Annotated in this window: 15 protein-coding genes and 1 tRNA gene; 10 read left to right on the plus strand and 6 right to left on the minus strand. The window is 56.6% G+C overall.

The annotated features are described in order from the left end of the window. Positions 1–136: 136 nt before the first annotated feature. Positions 137–2,791 carry a TonB-dependent receptor domain-containing protein gene (locus EQG79_RS20720; protein WP_129603672.1) on the plus strand — a complete coding sequence of 885 codons (2,655 nt, stop codon included), beginning with the start codon at positions 137–139 and terminating at the stop codon, positions 2,789–2,791. A 191-nt stretch (positions 2,792–2,982) separates the two neighbouring features. Then, positions 2,983–3,066: transfer RNA gene (locus EQG79_RS20725), tRNA-Thr, on the plus strand. Positions 3,067–3,427: 361 nt separating this feature from the next. Here EQG79_RS20725 and EQG79_RS20730 read toward each other — a convergent pair. Beyond that, positions 3,428–3,664, minus strand: coding sequence for a hypothetical protein (locus EQG79_RS20730; protein ID WP_077921173.1), 237 nt, complete (start codon positions 3,662–3,664; stop codon positions 3,428–3,430). Positions 3,665–3,964: 300 nt separating this feature from the next. Here EQG79_RS20730 and EQG79_RS20735 point away from each other — a divergent pair, with 300 nt between their 5' ends. The 5 genes from EQG79_RS20735 (at position 3,965) to EQG79_RS20755 (ending at position 7,409) form a co-directional block, all read left to right on the plus strand. After that, positions 3,965–4,171, plus strand: coding sequence for a hypothetical protein (locus EQG79_RS20735; protein ID WP_129603674.1), 207 nt, complete (start codon positions 3,965–3,967; stop codon positions 4,169–4,171). Between the two features lie 326 nt (positions 4,172–4,497). Next, positions 4,498–4,845 (plus strand): hypothetical protein, encoded by a 348-nt coding sequence (locus EQG79_RS20740; RefSeq protein ID WP_129603676.1) that lies wholly within the window; start codon positions 4,498–4,500, stop codon positions 4,843–4,845. 283 nt (positions 4,846–5,128) lie between these two features. Beyond that, on the plus strand, positions 5,129–6,751 hold the full coding sequence (locus EQG79_RS20745; RefSeq protein WP_240699406.1) for a capsule assembly Wzi family protein: 1,623 nt from the start codon (positions 5,129–5,131) through the stop codon (positions 6,749–6,751). Beyond that, positions 6,733–6,990, plus strand: coding sequence for a hypothetical protein (locus tag EQG79_RS20750; protein WP_129603678.1), 258 nt, complete (start codon positions 6,733–6,735; stop codon positions 6,988–6,990). The genes EQG79_RS20745 and EQG79_RS20750 overlap by 19 nt, the downstream gene beginning before the upstream one ends. A gap of 68 nt (positions 6,991–7,058) precedes the next feature. Further along, entirely contained in the window at positions 7,059–7,409 is a 351-nt protein-coding gene (locus EQG79_RS20755; protein ID WP_129603680.1) for a LytR/AlgR family response regulator transcription factor, read from the plus strand. Between the two features lie 128 nt (positions 7,410–7,537). Here EQG79_RS20755 and EQG79_RS20760 read toward each other — a convergent pair whose 3' ends face one another. The 4 genes from EQG79_RS20760 to EQG79_RS20775 form a co-directional block, all read right to left on the minus strand. Further along, positions 7,538–8,149, minus strand: a complete 612-nt coding sequence (locus EQG79_RS20760) for a YceI family protein (protein ID WP_129603682.1) — start codon at positions 8,147–8,149, stop codon at positions 7,538–7,540. Positions 8,150–8,201: 52 nt separating this feature from the next. Then, positions 8,202–8,657 carry a MarR family winged helix-turn-helix transcriptional regulator gene (locus EQG79_RS20765; protein WP_077921180.1) on the minus strand — a complete coding sequence of 152 codons (456 nt, stop codon included), beginning with the start codon at positions 8,655–8,657 and terminating at the stop codon, positions 8,202–8,204. A 57-nt stretch (positions 8,658–8,714) separates the two neighbouring features. After that, a complete protein-coding gene (locus EQG79_RS20770; protein WP_236648770.1) occupies positions 8,715–10,523 on the minus strand; it encodes a BamA/TamA family outer membrane protein in 1,809 nt (602 codons plus the stop codon). Between the two features lie 241 nt (positions 10,524–10,764). Beyond that, the gene (locus EQG79_RS20775) at positions 10,765–11,298 is read right to left on the minus strand and encodes a GNAT family N-acetyltransferase (protein ID WP_077921181.1); all 534 of its coding nucleotides are present in this window, start codon (positions 11,296–11,298) and stop codon (positions 10,765–10,767) included. A 65-nt stretch (positions 11,299–11,363) separates the two neighbouring features. On the opposite strand from EQG79_RS20775, the gene EQG79_RS20780 reads away from it, so the two are divergent. Continuing rightward, entirely contained in the window at positions 11,364–11,936 is a 573-nt protein-coding gene (locus EQG79_RS20780; protein ID WP_129603684.1) for a Maf family protein, read from the plus strand. Positions 11,937–11,939: 3 nt separating this feature from the next. On the opposite strand, the gene EQG79_RS20785 is transcribed toward EQG79_RS20780, so the two are convergent. Continuing rightward, entirely contained in the window at positions 11,940–13,286 is a 1,347-nt protein-coding gene (locus EQG79_RS20785; RefSeq protein ID WP_129603686.1) for a hypothetical protein, read from the minus strand. A gap of 159 nt (positions 13,287–13,445) precedes the next feature. On the opposite strand from EQG79_RS20785, the gene EQG79_RS20790 reads away from it, so the two are divergent. Next, the gene (locus EQG79_RS20790; RefSeq protein WP_240699407.1) at positions 13,446–15,380 is read left to right on the plus strand and encodes an alpha-amylase family glycosyl hydrolase; all 1,935 of its coding nucleotides are present in this window, start codon (positions 13,446–13,448) and stop codon (positions 15,378–15,380) included. Beyond that, positions 15,269–16,291, plus strand: coding sequence for a T9SS type A sorting domain-containing protein (locus EQG79_RS31360; RefSeq protein WP_240699408.1), 1,023 nt, complete (start codon positions 15,269–15,271; stop codon positions 16,289–16,291). The genes EQG79_RS20790 and EQG79_RS31360 overlap by 112 nt, the downstream gene beginning before the upstream one ends. The last annotated feature ends 22 nt before the right edge of the window (positions 16,292–16,313 follow it).

Genomic DNA, 16,313 nt, shown 5'->3' on the forward strand with positions numbered 1-16,313 from the left:
TTTGACCACTTTTTGTTCCCGGGGTCAATCCCTGCTTTCGGCACCCAAAAATCGGCATTCGGCCAAATTGATTTCCCGGCCAGACAGCCTGTCATCACCTTTGGGGCATCAGTCCGATCACCAGATATACAACCCTATGAAAACGTTATTACTTGTTTTATACATCGCTTCGGCAACGGCCGCGCTGGCTCAGGTTCCTGCCGGAGCAGGGCCGGGCAGCTCTGGCGGATTTGGCCGGCCTGCCGACGAACGAACTCAGCGCCCTACAGCTACCATTTCCGAGTCTGATCCGCTGCCCCGCGGCAACGGTAAAATTGCGGGTCTGCTCATGGACTCCACCACCAGCAAGCCCGTTGAGTTCGCGACCATAGCCGTACTCAGCGCCCAGACCAACAAACCCGTTGACGGGACCACCACCGATGAAAAAGGCCGGTTCACCCTGACCAAGCTGGCTCCCGGCCAGTACCGGCTTCAGTATTCCTTTATCGGGTACCGGGACAAACGGTCTGCGCTCATCACCGTTGAACGGGGTACCGACCTCAACCTGGGCATCATCAATCTGGCCCCCGACATTCGCACGCTCAGCGAAGTAAACGTGGTAGGTCAGGCGGCCATGATCGAAGAAAAAGTAGACCGGCTTGTTTACAACGCCGACAAAGACATTACGGCCAAAGGGGGCGACGCCAGCGACGTGATGCGCAAGGTGCCGATGCTTTCGGTCGACCTGGATGGCAACGTGAGCCTGCGCGGCAGCAGCAACGTAACCGTACTGATCAATAACAAGCCCAGCACGATCGTGGCCAGCAGCGTAGCCGATGCGCTCAAGCAGATTCCGGCCGACATGATCAAAACCGTAGAGGTCATTACCAGCCCCTCGGCCAAATACGATGCGGAAGGGTCGGCGGGTATCATCAACATCGTGACCAAGAAAACGACGCTGCAGGGGGCTACCCTGAACGTCGACGGGGGCGTTGGCAACCGGGGGGCGCTGCTCGGCCTGAACGGTAACTACCGCACCGGCAAGATGGGCTTCTCGCTGAGCGGCTTCGGCCGGGCCGAGTATAATGTGCGTGGCGCCTTCAGCAATGACCAGACAACGGCTTCGCCCAATGGCACCATCCGTACGCTGCAGAGTGCCAGCACGCAGAACCAGCGCATCTTCGGCAACTATCAGCTGGGCTGGGATTACGACATCAACAAGAATACCTCCCTGACCGCCAGCGTTCGTTACGGAGCCCGTAATGGACTGACGAGCCAGAACAACCTGCTGACCCAGACCTTTCTGCCCAACGGTTTCTTCCCGATCAATAACCTGCGGAACGTAGACACCAAGGATTTGTCGGGTACGGTCGATGCCAACGTAACGTATACCCGTACGTACAAGCCCCAGCAGGAGCTGAGTATTCTGGCCCTGTATAGCCGGAACAACCGGACCAACAACTTCGTTGCCGACATCCTGAGCGGAACCGACTTCCAGACCATTACGGCCCGCCAGCGAAACGATAACCAGAGCTACAACCAGGAATCGACCCTTCAGCTCGACTATCAGGTACCGGTCGGCAAAAACCAGCTCTTCGAACTCGGTGGTAAAGGTATTTTCCGGCAGGTCAACAGCGATTTCCAGTATTTGATTGCCGACGGCCCCGACGCCCCCTACGAGACGGACAACAGCCGCCGGGCCAACACCCTCTTCTACGATCAGCAGATTGCCGCGTCGTATCTGTCGTATACCCTGACGACCAAGAGTAAATTCACGATCAAAGCCGGAGCCCGGTACGAGTATACCTTCATCGGCGCCCGGTTCAGCAACGAGCAGGGCGCCCCAGCCGCGTCGATTCCCGACTATGGCAATCTGGTTCCGAGCATCAATATCTCGAAGAACCTGGGCGGTGGCAAAATCATCAAGCTGGCCTACAACCGCCGAATCCAGCGGCCGGGTATCCAGTTCCTGAACCCGAACGTAAACACGGCCAACCCGACCAATATCACCACGGGTAACCCCTACCTCTCGCCCGAGTTGACCGATAACATCGAGCTGGGTACGAGTGCCAACATCAAAGGCATTTACCTGAACGCAACGGTTTTTGCCCGGCGCACCAACAACGAGATTACCGCCGTTCGGGATACGTCGACCCAGAACTTCGGCGATCCAACCAACCCCGTTTTTCAGCAGGTTATCCGGACCGGCTATCAGAACGTTGGGCGGCAGGACGCCTTCGGTCTCAACCTGTTCGGTAACGCTACGTTGTTTTCGAAGTGGCAGCTTGGTGGCGGTGTCGATGTGTTCCATGTCAGCCTGACCAACAACAACAGCAACCCCATTTATGCAGCCTCTAACTCGGGCTGGATCGTGAGCGGTCGTCTGATGACCAGCCTGACCCTGAAGGGCGGCTGGGGGCTACAGGCCTTCGGTGGTATGCGGGGTCGGCAGGTGCAGCTCCAGGGCTACCAGAGCACCATGTACTTCTACAGCATGGGGGTTCGCAAGGATTTCAACCAGAAGAAGGCCAGCCTGGGCCTGGCTGCCGAAAACTTCCTGAACCATCCGTTCGTACAGACCTCCGAACTGCGCTCGCCCATCCTGACGCAGAACAGCACCAACAGCTTCTACAACGCCGGGGTTCGGTTGACATTCAGCTACAAGATTGGCAAAATGAGCTTCGACGCCCCGCAGAAACGCCGGCGGTCGATTGACAACGACGACATAAAAAGTGGCGAAGGTGGCGGCAACGACGGTCCACAACAGGGCGCTGCGGGCGGTGGCGGAGGGGGCGGTCGCCCAAAAAATTAGTGGATACAGGCCCGTACCGTTCAGCGCTGGCTAACGTATTCAGTACAAGCAATTAATTAGATAGGTTGACGGTAATCCCTTCTGCACTGCGGGGGGGATTCCTTTTTTTAGTGTGTTTGCGCGAAAGTTGCCGGGCCAACACTTGCGCGACATAGCGGAAAGCACTACTTTTGCCCCACAATTCAGGAGACGCCAGTGTCGGATAGCGGTCGATTCCGCCTGATTTGTAATCAGGATGCGCAAGCGCGTCGGGGGTTCGAATCCCTCCACTGGCTCAAAAAAAGCACGTATAGCCCAGGCCGTACGTGCTTTTTTTGTTCGTTACGCCAGCGCGGGCGGTACCTGAACGCTGCCTTCGTATACGGTAGTCGACCCCGTTAAGAGGTTGTTTGGGGAAGGAATTTATGTGAATTCTTCTAGCCCGAATGGCTGCCTTTTCGCCCCCCAGCCCCTTCAGAGCTTGTCTGGGGAAGGAATCTGCTGGCTTTAGTCGCTCGAATGGGCACCTTTTTTACCCCCCAGCCCCCTAAAGGGGGAGAAAAAACGGCTGGGTTAACTCCCCCTTTAGGGGGCTGGGGGGCAAAGTCCGGTCTCTTTATGGCTTTACCTGCTTATCAACCCTTCCCCAAACAACCTCTATAGTGTCGTTGCCGGTTTGAGCAATTGCTTCCTGATTTTATCAGCCGCCGACAGGTCCGTCAGGGTAATATTCATCCGGTGGCGCATGGTGGGCGAAGCCGTTAAAATTTCCGTTGCCATCTGAATCAGCAGGGCTGCCGTTGCCGATCCGTTGGCTTTTCGGCGTGCGGGCCGTGCTGAGGTCGTAGCTGCACCGTGATGCAGTGGTTTGCTGGCCGTGTAAGTCGATTCCATAGGTATGTTCTCTAGCAGTTGTTGTCTACTTAAGAACAAAATCCAGCCGAAATTCGTCCCATTTTTACTCAGCTTTACCATCAGGTCATCTAACTGATTAACAGCAGCTTAAGTGTATACTTTCGAGTTTCAGCAACAGCAGGCGTAGCTGGTAAAACAATCAATTTCAAGGTGCAGGTAACCCACATAGCTACGAGGAAAAGTGTACATAATTATGGACTCGCCAAACCATTTTGTCCGTCGGCTGTTTGACTTTACCAAACGGATTGGTTTGAGGAAATACACTCAATACAGATAGACATGCGTCACACAGTGTGGATGTTTTTGCTGATTGCCACCGCGCTTCTGGGCTTTTGTGGCTACTGTACAGCCCTGCTGGATTGGGTGCAGGACGTTCGGACCGGCGCATACGGACTGAATTATCAGGAAGCGGTTCTGGAAACTTCGGCCCTGATTATGTATACGTATCTGTCGATTCGATTTTTTAGAAGCAAGCTATTCCCCTGATCGGTATAATAGATCCAAATTTTAGTGTCAGTTGCCGATAACCGGTTCAGGGCCAGTCAGTCAGTTTTCACCGGATAAGTAAATGAATTTGCTCATATTGCAGCCATCTTCTATCAAGCAACTTGACTAGATCGGCCACACTCAACGTCACCATCACTATGCGCAACACTACCAATTAGCTGAAACCCGATTCACCGGTTTCAACCAGGCAATTTTTCGGGTGGGGTACCGTGCTATCCGGCGCGACCCAGTGCGCCTTCCGGGTTGGCTTATCGACACAAAAAATCCGGCGGCCGGTTTCGGGCCATGGGCGTTTGGGTTCTTCTGTGCGTCTGTTTATTCATGATGTCTTTGCCTTTTATAGCCAGTTGTCCCGCTCATCGGCCTGGGTACTCCTGATCGGTTTGTTCTATGCCATGGCAGTGCTGGAAGTAGATCCCGGCGACCTGGGCGATGACTTTGGCGACACCTACGACACGCATCTGTCGGTCACCTCCGAAAAGTCCCTTGAGGTCTTACCGGCTTTTTTTCCTGCCCCGTCAGCGTCAGATCAGTCCTTTGGCTCTGTACGTCGACTGCCCCTCCGGCTAGTTCGGGTTGTCCATAATCCGTACCAGCAGCGTCTGGCGCCCGCCCGGCGCATTTATCTCCGTCATGCGGTCTGGCGTATATAACCAGCCTTCGACAATGACCCGGCCTCAGAACAGGTTCCTGTAACCAGTCCTCGATTACGATGATCGGCTGCGCGCCCTGCTGACCTGTACGATAACCTCTACAGTAGTAGGGACAATTTCGTTCGACTATACGCGAAACAACGTATATACCTACTCGTTCGTCTTTGAAACGTAAGTAACGACAGGTTACAAGTTTACGACATCAGCCGCTTAACGATACACTTACTCAACCATTCGTTAACTTAAATTTTCAGTATCAGCACTTCCTGGCACTGTCACTAGTATGATTACTCAACGACATAACCAGTACCCGCGCAGGCTCTGGACTACGCGCTTTATTGCATATGGCCTTTTCGGACTACTTATGCCTGCCGGTATGGCATCGGCTCACGGCCCCGATTCGTTACGACTGCCCCGGACGTTACCAACCTGGGTGCCCGTAATTCCCGTCGATTCGGCGGGGAAGCGATCTACCCGGGTCAGCGCCGAAGCGGGCGGTTTTGCCTCGTCGTCCGGCGTTACCCCTTTCTGGCTGCAAACCAATCAGTTTGGCGTTGTTCCAGCCACGGCTCCGTCGGGCCTGCTGCGGGTCGGCATGCAGCAGACGTACCGGCAGGGAACCAGCCCGCGCAAAACCGACTGGGGTTACGGACTGGACATAGTGGGGCAGGCAGGATCGAGCCAGTGCGTCATTCTGGCCGAAGCTTACCTAAAAGCCCGACTGGGGGTGTTCGAACTGTTTGGCGGCCGGCGCAGGCAAATAGTGGGTCTGGTCGAAAGTCCGCTCTCTTCGGGGTCTTTTATCTGGTCGGGTAACGCCCTGCCCCTGCCCCGGGTGCAGATCGGCCTTCCTGATTACGCCCCTCTGGGCTTTACCGGAAACTGGTTGGCTGTAAAGGGCTTCTTTGCCCACGGCTGGTTTGGCGATGGGCGCTACGTACAGCGTTCATACCTGCATCAGAAGGCTATCTTCCTGCGGCTCGGCACCGACAGATCACGGGTTCGGCTATACGGCGCCTTCAACCACCAGTCGCAGTGGGCCGGCTACGCCCCCTTCCTGGAGATGGATCCTGCCACCTCGTTCGGGGGTCAAATTGCCAATAGCCTCGACGCGTACCTCAACGTGGTTGTGCCGATGAAGACCGACGCCCTCAAAAACCTGTCGAAGTTTACCACCTACGATCAGAACCGGGTAGGCGACCATCGGGGCGCGGCCGAGCTGGCTCTGGACGTAAAGGCCGGCACGTGGTCCATACTGGCTTATCAGCAGCATTTCTACGAGCGGGGTCGTAAACTGCTCAACTTTCGCAACATTGAAGATGGTCTGTATGGGCTGCGGCTCCTGAATACCCGCAGGAAGGCTGTGGTTCAGGAGTTCATCGTTGAGTTGTTCAACTCAGGAAATCAGGGCTACATGCAGTTCGGTCAGCATCTGGGCGGAGAACACGAAGAGTATTTTCTCAACGGGCAATACCCCGACAGCTGGTCATACCGGGGCCGGACGCTGGGTACGGCCTTCATCAGCCAGGCCCGCGATACCAACCCTACCCTACCCCGCCCCACGTTTGAGGGTATGACGGCCGATAACCAGCTTATTCAGGGTATTCACGGCATCAACAACAACCGCGTGTGGGCGCTGTATACGGGTATAGCCGGGAATCTGGGCGCGCGCTGGGGCTATGTCGCCAAAGCGTCGTTCAGCCGAAACTACGGCACGCTTCACCGGCCCTTCCCGGCCGAAACGAACCAGCTCTCAACCATGGCTTCGCTTACCAAATCCATGCGCTGGCTGAACGGGGCGACCATGCTGCTGTCGGTTGGCTACGATCAGGGCAAGCTTTTAGCGAATCCGATGCAGTACGGAGGTTACCTCGGCTTACGAAAAGAATGGAAAGTTCGCTCATGACCCCTACCAGCCGCACCCGCATCTACGCCTGGCTACTGCTCGGAATGGGCAGTTTACTGAGTCACTGGCTCTATTACAACCTGCTCACCAGCTGGCTCCAGACCCTCGCCAGGCTGGATAGCCGGTCGGTTGACGGGCGGCAATTCGGCTGGCTATCAGTTGGGCTAGCCCTGTGGCTATGGGGCACACTGTTCTTCTATAAGAAAAACGCCAGGCTCCTCAAGTCCGAACTTCGCTAATTAATTATTTTTTCAACTAATTGACTTACAAGTAGTTCACTTTTTTTCACTCAACACCAGCTATTCACATGACATCTGCCTCAGCACCCAACGCCATCAAATTACCCAGTATCTCTGATCCGGTTGCTATCGACTTTATCACCTACCTGGAAGGGTACGGCAACTACACCCGGGTTTACCAGCAGGCCAAGTCGACGCCCCTCGTTATCAGCCAGACCCTCAAATGGTTCGAAGATCAGCTACCGGCCTTCATTCGTACGCATAAGTCAATGATGGTTAACCCGAGTTACGTAGCCACCATCAGCCAGGGCGATGATGCCCGTACCATACGCCTGAAGCTGGTCGACGGCTCCTGGATATCGGTGTCGCGTCGGCGGGCCGATCTCGTGCGCGGCAAACTGACAACCCTCCGGCGCTAACGGCAGCTGATTGAAACAAGGCGGCTGGTTCAGTAACCCGTCGGGTCTTCGTTTCGGTTATGCTCTAAACAAATATCCCCGGCACGGGTGGGTGCCGGGGATACTGGTATGCTACGAAAAGGGGTTGCTTATTTGCTGGCTACCAGCTTCATTTCAACCGTAAAATCGTCGTATATGGCTTTGTCGCCAATGTTCTCGAAGAACGATTTCGATCCGTAACGGATGTCGTATTTCGTACGGTCGAGGGTGGCTTTGCCGTTAGCTTCGATGGTGTTTCCGTTCATTTTAACCGTAGCCGGGAACGTTACCGCATTCGTGATGCCTTTGATGGTCATGTTACCGGTGATGTCGTAGACGTTGGCACCCTTCGGCGTCACTTTCGTGATTTTAAAGGTAGAGGTCGGGAATTTCGCCGTGTTGAAGAAATCTTCCGACTTCATGTGGCCGATGAATTTGGCGTTGTAGCCAGGATCGGTCAGGTCGGTACAGGTGATGCTGTTCATGTCGAAGCTGAACGTACCGCCCGTGATTTTGCCGCCGTCGACGGTGAACGCACCGTTTTCCAGCTTAACCGCACCCGAGTGCTCACCGGTTACTTTCTTGCCATTCCAGTTCAAAACGCTTTTCTGGGTATCTACCTTAAACGTAGCAGGGGCTTTTTTAACGGGACCAACAAAGGCCGAGGTGGCAGCAATTACCGCAACGGCAACCATGCCTGTCAGAAATTGACGAGTTTTCATAGAGATTACTTGTGTTAACTTGGTTGTATACTTGAATTAAAGGAAATACGTGTCAGGACCGCATTCGGTCCAGGAGATCGCTCAGCAGAACCGCTTCGTCTTCGGTTAGCTTACACCGCTGGCTCTCGTCCCATTCGGTCAGATGCGCATCAATCCGTTTCAGCAGCGCCAGCCCCTGTTCGGTAATGACCACATCGACAGCCCGGCGGTCGCTCGGACATTCCGTCCGGAGAACGAGCCGCTTCAACACCAGTTTATCGACCAGGCGCGATGCATTCGACATTTTGTCGAGCATACGCTCCGTAATGTCGCTCACCTTGACCGGGTTGGGGTGCTGACCGCGCAGGATACGCAGCACGTTATATTGCTGCAACGTCAGACCAAACGGTTTTAATATACGGGTCTGGTTGTCAGCAATCCAGTTGCTGGTATAGATCAGGTTCACCATCACCCGGTGATAGGGTGTTTTGAACGGTGTCGTTTGTTTGATGTCGGTTTCAATTGACATGATGCAAATATAATGCAATTACATTTAATGTAACAACATTAAATACAAAAAGTTTTTTTATCGATAAGGAACAAGCTGAGGAGCCGACAGGTCGAAGTCGCGGAACCGGAGGGCCGGCACCCCTTCAAAAGCCTGACGGAAAGGCTGCCGGTTGTTCGGAATGTTGGGATAGTACGACAGCCGGATCTGAAAACTAGTAAACGTCAGGTTCTCGTTTCGCAGTCGGAACCCCAGACCGTAGCCCTGGTACAAAGGGCCCCGCAGTAGCGAACGACCCGGGAAACTGACCAGACCCAGATTGGCAAAGGTGATAAACGCCACCCGAAAGCCAATGACACTGATGCGTGAGAAGAGAATGTTCTCGTAGTTGATCAGCATCCGTTTGGTACCGCGCAGCGCGTCGCTGTTGATCCCGATTCCGTCGGTGTTGATCCCGCTTCCCGAACTGCTCAGCGATATGTATTCGTTCTGAAACCGCCCGATACCGGTCGTGAACCGGGTGTTGAAAAAATGACGGGCGTTGCCCCAGCGGGTGGCCAGCAACGGACTGAAATAATTCGACTCCAGCGATACCACCCCCTGCTCAATACCCTGGCTCCGCGCGTAGCCGCCCAGGTTGACCAGCCCATAGAGGTAACCGAGTCGTTTGACGTACTGCCCGTGGGAGAAGTTGATGCCCGTATACAGGCGTTTGCCCAGTTCGGCATTATCATACCCGATTATACCGGCCAGGGTTCCCCCTACGGGTACGTCCTCCGTTCGGCCGAAGCCGTAGATCAGCACGTCGCGCACGTACTTCCGGCGCGACACACCCACGCTGAACAGGGTTGTTCGGCTGTTCTGGTAAATCTGGTTGGTATCGGCCGTTACGGTGGGGCGGTTGACGTACTCGTAGTTCGTATTACGCAGGGCTACAATCAGTCGGGTACGGCCGACCTCGTCGGGGTTCTGCGGCCCGTAAAACAGGCGGAACGACCGGCCAATCCAGACATCGGAATAATTATACCGCAGGGGAACCAGCAGGACGCTGTCGTTGCGGTCTACGATCCGGCTGTTGATCTGCGTATGGTTGAGTTCGATCGATCCCGCGTATTTGGTATCGGGCGTCAGAAAGGGTCTGAACAGCCGTACGGCCGCCTGCTTCAGATCACGCAGGTACAGAAATTCGGCCTGGGCGGTCAGAAACGTTTTTCCGATGAACGGTACCGTATAGCGCCCGCGGTACTCCAGTTTCTGACGGGGGTCCCGGCCGGCATAGGCTACCTGCGCAAAAAACTGATGCCCCAGTCCCCTGAAATTACGCTGCTCAAAACCAACGTTGAAATTGTCGAGCCCCCCTACTCCACCCGTGGGCAGCAGCGACCAGACGTCCTGGGTGATCACGTACACGTCCACAAACTGACGGCTTCCCTCCCGGGGTAACACCAGAATCCGGGCATCGTGGAAAATACCCGAAGCGGTTGTCCGCAGCAGCCGTTCGTTATCGCGCAGCACGTTGGGATCAACGGCATCGCCTTCTTTAAACAACAGGTACGATCGGCGGATAACGTTCTCGCGGGTGTTGGTGTGCAGCCGGTTGGCGGTTCGTTCGAGCCAGTTGCCGGGCTGCCGCAGCGTATCGTAGACCGACTGCCCGAATACGCCCAGCCGCCGAATGTAAATGTCGCCGATGATCCGCCCCGCAAAGGGCAGGAACGGGTTTTCTTCAATCTGGTTGACCTCCCCGGTTCTTGACCGGCTGTTATACACATCCCGGAACACCGCATCGTAGAGCTGTCGGGTGAGCCGACGCTTGTACATGCCTGTTTTGAGCCGGGTGTAGAAAACGCTGTCCCGTTGCTGCAGGATACTGTCGGCCATGACCATGGAGCGGGTCGTTGCCAGCGAGTCGGCCGCCAGCACCCGTTTTGATTTCTGGCGGGTACTGTCGATCTGCGCCTGTACGCTCAGGATACATCCGCACCAAAACAGCCCTGCCAGCCAGTATCGGTAGACCCGGAGGTAACTGTTTGCAACGGTGTTTTTCATGATATTGGGTTACGTACAGTCTTTGGATAAAACAGCTCAGCTCTGGTTTAACGATGCATTGATCAGTATAGTAACGATTTTACGCGTCAATGATCTTAACGAGCCAGTAATCCCGCTGCCGCTCGGGGCCAAACTGGAAGTAGTGAAACCCGAACCGCTCGAATCCCATCCGCTGGTAGAAGCCCAGGGCCCGTTCGTTGCGCTCCCAAACGCCCAGCCACACCGCTTTGTAACCCTGCTGCCGGGCCCAGTCCAGGCAGTAGTTCATCAGCAGGCGCCCCTGCCCCCGCCCCACCTGGCTGTTTAACAAATAGATCCGCTGTATTTCGATGGCCTGACCACGACCCCGGTACGGCAACGGCATTCGGCGCGGAGGGGCATGCCGGCGGAGTTTGGCGAACCCCACCGCGGAGCCATCCTGATCTGCGATGAAAAAAGACGACCGCTTATCATCCAGTTCGGACGCCAGCCTTTCGGGCGTCAGGGCTGACTGAATATAGGCGTCAACGACCGGCGCCGGATTATGAGGTGGCCCGAAGGCTTCGCGCATGGTAACGGCCGACAGGTCAGCCAATAAAGCCGCATCGGCAGCTGTAGCGGGACGGATAAACACGTCAGATAGGGTTTAGTGCGTATGATTTACGAATTTTGTCGATAAAAATAGCCATAAACACCTTGATGCGTCTACGCTATCCGCTGGTGCTGGCGTCGGGTTCGCCCCGTCGAAAGCAACTTATGACCGATGCCGGTTTTTCCTTTACGATCGAGACCCGCCCTACCGATGAGGTCTTTCCCGACACGATGCCGGCCAACGAGGTCGCCGAATACCTGGCCCGCCAGAAAGCGGAACAGTTTCTGCCAGACCTTGGCAACCGGCTCGTACTCTGCGCCGACACGGTCGTTATTTTGGACGGCCAGATTCTGAACAAACCCCAGGACGAAGCCGACGCCCGCCGTATGCTGCGCGCGCTCTCCGGACAGACCCACCGCGTTCGAACGGGCGTGGCCATCCTGAGTCCGGACGGGTTCGACTCATTTACGGACGAAACGACGGTTCAGTTTGCCACCCTCACCGATGCCGAAATCAGCTATTACATCGACGTTTGCCAGCCGTTCGACAAAGCCGGGGCCTACGGGGCGCAGGACTTCATCGGTCTGGTCGGTATCGAGCGGCTCGATGGGTCGTTCTATACGGTGATGGGATTACCGACGCATCGCGTTTATCAGGCGCTGAAAGCGTTCATGATCTAGGCCCTACTCAACTACGACGTCGCGCTCCAGCGGCAGGGCATCGACCGGACCGGCGCCCTGAAGCTGCTGATAGACCAGCCGATACCGACCGGCGGGCAGGGTTGCCGGTACCGGAAACAGAACCGATGAGTCGGCCTGCGGCATCACCGTGTACTGCTCGGCCGGGTTGGTCAGCGAAATGAGCCGGAGCTGCGGCCTGACCGGACTGTTGGCGGCAGCTGCCACCTCGACCACGGAGGTATGGATAGCGTACGTTTTGCCGCGCCGAAAAACCAAAGGTGTCGTAAACGGGGCGCCGGGTGTCAATAACTGACTGACCGACGCAGCCGTTCCCAACTCGGTTATCCGCTGGATAAACAGCGTTCGGGCATCGCGGATGACAACGAGCCGAACCTGGGCGGCTGTCGGCTGCTCGTCCTGAAAAAGCTGTGCGTAATAATAACCGGGTTTTAGCTGGGGTGGGGTTCTGAACGCAGCGGCCGTTCGGCGAAAGCCACCTACAACCAGCGGAGCCTGAAAGGTTTCACCCGCAGCGTTGGTAAGCTTCAGGCTCAGCCGACTGTCTTCGTACAGATTATAACCTGTCAGGACAAACGATGCGCTATCGACCAGCACGGGGCTGGCCTCGGCCGACAGCACCACCCGCCCCTTCCGCACCGTCAGGGTCTGGGGCAGCGTAGCCGTGCGGCCATTTTCTTTGCGCACCGACACCGTATACTCGCCCGGATCGACAACGTTATGCTCAACCAGCAGCGACAGCACCACAGCGCCATCGGTCTGGCGGGTCGACTGACAGGTGCTGCCGGGACACAGGAAGAATTCGCGTCGGCGGGCGGTTGCTACGTTGGTCAGCGTCAGGAAACCACAGGCCACACTATCCCTAAAATTATAGATCGGAAAGCACAGGCTCGACGGCTCGGCTTCCATGCTCACCTCGCGGGGGCCCGTATAGGGAGCAAAGGCCATATCGCCGGCGGCTCTGGTCACAAACTGATAGGTAGCTGCCTTTTTGGTATCACTCACGATCCGGAGCGTCTGCGTATCAAGCAGCCACTGATTTTTGTCGTTGCTGAACAGCGACGAGTTGCCGTAATCGACGGTGGTGTTGGGCGTGAGCTGCAGGATCGGCACCACTCCCGTAGCGCTCAGACTGGCGGGAATCGTGACCACCACCCGGCGCAGGTTCTGATCGATGCGGATATGGTCGGCCGGAATACCAGCCAGGGCCAGCCCGAGGAGCCGGGGCTCACCGTCTGGTCCGGACCCGGGGTTGGGAGCCACGGCATCGGGCCCACAACGGCTGAGCAGCAGCAGCAACAGCCCGGCCAGCAGGCCATGTGGCCAACGCAACGGTCGAGTCGGGTAGCCGGAAAACGTCCGTCCCATGGTAGTTTCCTTTTTATGCAATAGGATGATTTTTTCGGATAAAACCAAGTTTTCCTGAACGCATAGTAGCATCAGGCCGCGTGGTATTTCCGTAAGTTTGCTTTACGTATTACCAGCTAACCCATGCGAACACTTCTTCACACGTTTATTTTTTCGATTTGTCTCTTCCTGACGGCACAGGCTCAGGTAGTTACCACCCAGCCCGCTTTTCCAACCGCCGACGCCGAGGTTACCCTGACCATCGATCTGAAATTAGCCACCGATAGCCGCGCCAAAGCCCTGCTCGGCAAAACGGACGATGTTTATCTCTGGTCAGGGGCAGGCACCTCCGAAACAGGCAATGCCTTTGAATTTCAGCCAGCGGGCCAGACCAACTTCAGCGCCCCCTTCGCGCCCGGCAAAATGACCGCCCTCGGCAATGACCGCTGGCAGATCAAACTTGTACCGCGTACGTACTTCGGTGTTCCTTCCGGCCGCCCCATCCGGAAACTGGGCCTGCTGCTCAAGAGTGGCAACGGCCAGGCGCAGACTGAAGACCTGCAGGTTACTATTTATGATGACAGCTTCAACCTGTCGCGGCTCTCGCCCAACCAGAAAGACTTCTACGTCGACGCCAGCCTGGACCTGCTCGTTCGGTATAAAACGTCCCGGCAGGCTACCTTCTCCCTAACCCTCGATGGTCAGCCCACGCCCGCGCTCCCCTCGGGCGACTCGGTACGAACCACGCTGAACACCGGCACCCAGGCCGGCGTTCGTCGGACGGCTATTCTGCGCGCCACCGCCACGGCGGCTTCGGCCGAGTCGGCAGCCGATACGTTCTACTTTACCGTAAAGCCCCAGCCGACCATTGCCGCGCTCCCCTCGGGTCTGCAGGATGGTATCAACTATACAGCCGCCAACCGGGGCGAAACCAAAGTGACGCTGGTGCTGTACGCGCCGAAGAAAAGCTTTGTTTATCTGCTCGGCGAGTTCAACGACTGGACCGTCAGCCCGGCTTACCTGATGAACCGCACCCCCGACGGCAACCGCTACTGGCTCGAGGTGTCGAACCTGCCCACCGGCGAAACCGCCTTCCAGTACCTGGTCGACGGCACCATCCCCGTTGGCGATCCGTATGCCGATAAGGTGCTGGATCGGAACAACGACCGGTTCATCACCCCGGCTACCTACCCCAACCTGAAACCCTTTCCCGAAAAAGCGCAGGGCAACGTGGTATCGGTACTTCAGCCCGCCCAGGCTCCGTTTACCTTCACCACTAATTTTCAGCGGCCCGCCGTCAACACCCTGGTTGTTTACGAACTGCTCGTGCGGGACTTTTCGGCCAGTCAGACCTTCAAAGCCGTGCAGGACAGCCTGCCTTACCTGAAGCGGCTGGGGATCAACACCATTGAACTGATGCCGATCATGGAGTTCTCGGGCAACAACTCCTGGGGCTATAACCCCATTTATTACTTTGCCCCCGACAAAGCGTACGGCACCAAAAATGACCTGAAGCGGCTCATCGACGAAGCCCATAAACAGGGCATTGCGGTGGTGCTGGATATGGTGCTGAACCAGGCCGACTACGAGTTTCCGTACGTAAAAATGTACTGGGATGGCAACCGCCCCTCGGCCGACAGCCCTTTTTTCAACCAGCAGGCCACCCACCCCTTCAGCGTTTTCTTCGACTTCAACCACGAAAGCGCCGATACCAAAGCGTTCGTAGACCGGGTGTGCCGGTACTGGCTGCAGGACTACCGGTTCGATGGCTTCCGGTTCGACCTCTCCAAAGGATTCACGCAGAAAAACACGGGCGACAACGTCGGTGCCTGGGGGCGTATGATGCCAGCCGGGTGGCCATCTGGAAACGGATCTATGATCAGATTCGCGCTGTTGACCCAACGGCCTACGTCATTCTCGAACATTTTGCCGAAAACACCGAAGAGCGCGAACTGGCCGATTATGGCATGCTCTTCTGGGGCAATCATAACGGCGACTACCGGAGTGCGGCCCGCTCGGGGCAGGGCAACCTGTCGGGGATATCGTACCAGCAGCGCAACTTCCGGTCGCCGAACCTGATTGGCTATGCCGAAAGCCACGACGAAGAACGACTCGTGTACGACCTGCGCCAGAACGGCCAGACCCAGGGCAGCTACTCCATCAAAAACCTGCCCACCGCCCTCGACCGCGCCAAGCTGGCGGCAGCCTTCCTGCTAACCGTACCCGGCCCGAAAATGCTGTGGCAGTTTGGCGAGCTGGGCTACGATGCCTCCATCAACACCTGTCCCAACGGCTCCATCAGCGACGGGTGCCGCACCGATCCCAAACCCGTTCGGTGGAACTATTACCAGGAAGCCGACCGGCGGAAACTGTACAATGTCTACGCCGAGCTGATCAAACTCAAAACCACCGTGCCGGCCTTTGCCAGCACCGATTTCTCCACCGATTTTGCCAACCCGGTTAAACGGCTGACCCTGCGCAGCTCGTCGGGAACGGTTTTTCTGCTCGGCAATTTCGATGCGCGCGCGCAGACGGTCAACGCCGGTTTCCCTTCGGCAGGCACCTGGTACCACTACTTTACCGGCCAACCGGTAACGATTACCGACGCGGAGCAATCCGTTACGCTGGAACCCGGCGCGTTTCATCTGTACACGACCAGCCGCCTGCCTACCCCGCCGGCCGGGCTCGTCCCGTTCGCGCTGGTTCCCAGTCCCGTAACGGCCAGCGAACCCGACGCATCGGGACAGATTACGGTCTCGCCGAACCCGGTCGATAACCAGATGGTTATTGACGTGACGAGTTCGTACAGAGGTTTGGTAGAATTTAACCTCCTCAATGCGGGTGGCCGGTCAATCCAGACCGTGCGAAGCCAGAAGTCTGCCAGCCAGCTTCGGCAGCCGCTGGATCTGCACACCCTCCCCACCGGCTCTTACCTGCTCCGTGTACAGCAGGGCGACCGGCAACGAACCGTTACGGTATTGAAACGGTAAAAGATCGTCCTGTCCCGGGATA

It is taken from the genome of Spirosoma sordidisoli (genome assembly GCF_004138325.1).
GTDB lineage: Bacteria > Bacteroidota > Bacteroidia > Cytophagales > Spirosomataceae > Spirosoma > Spirosoma sordidisoli.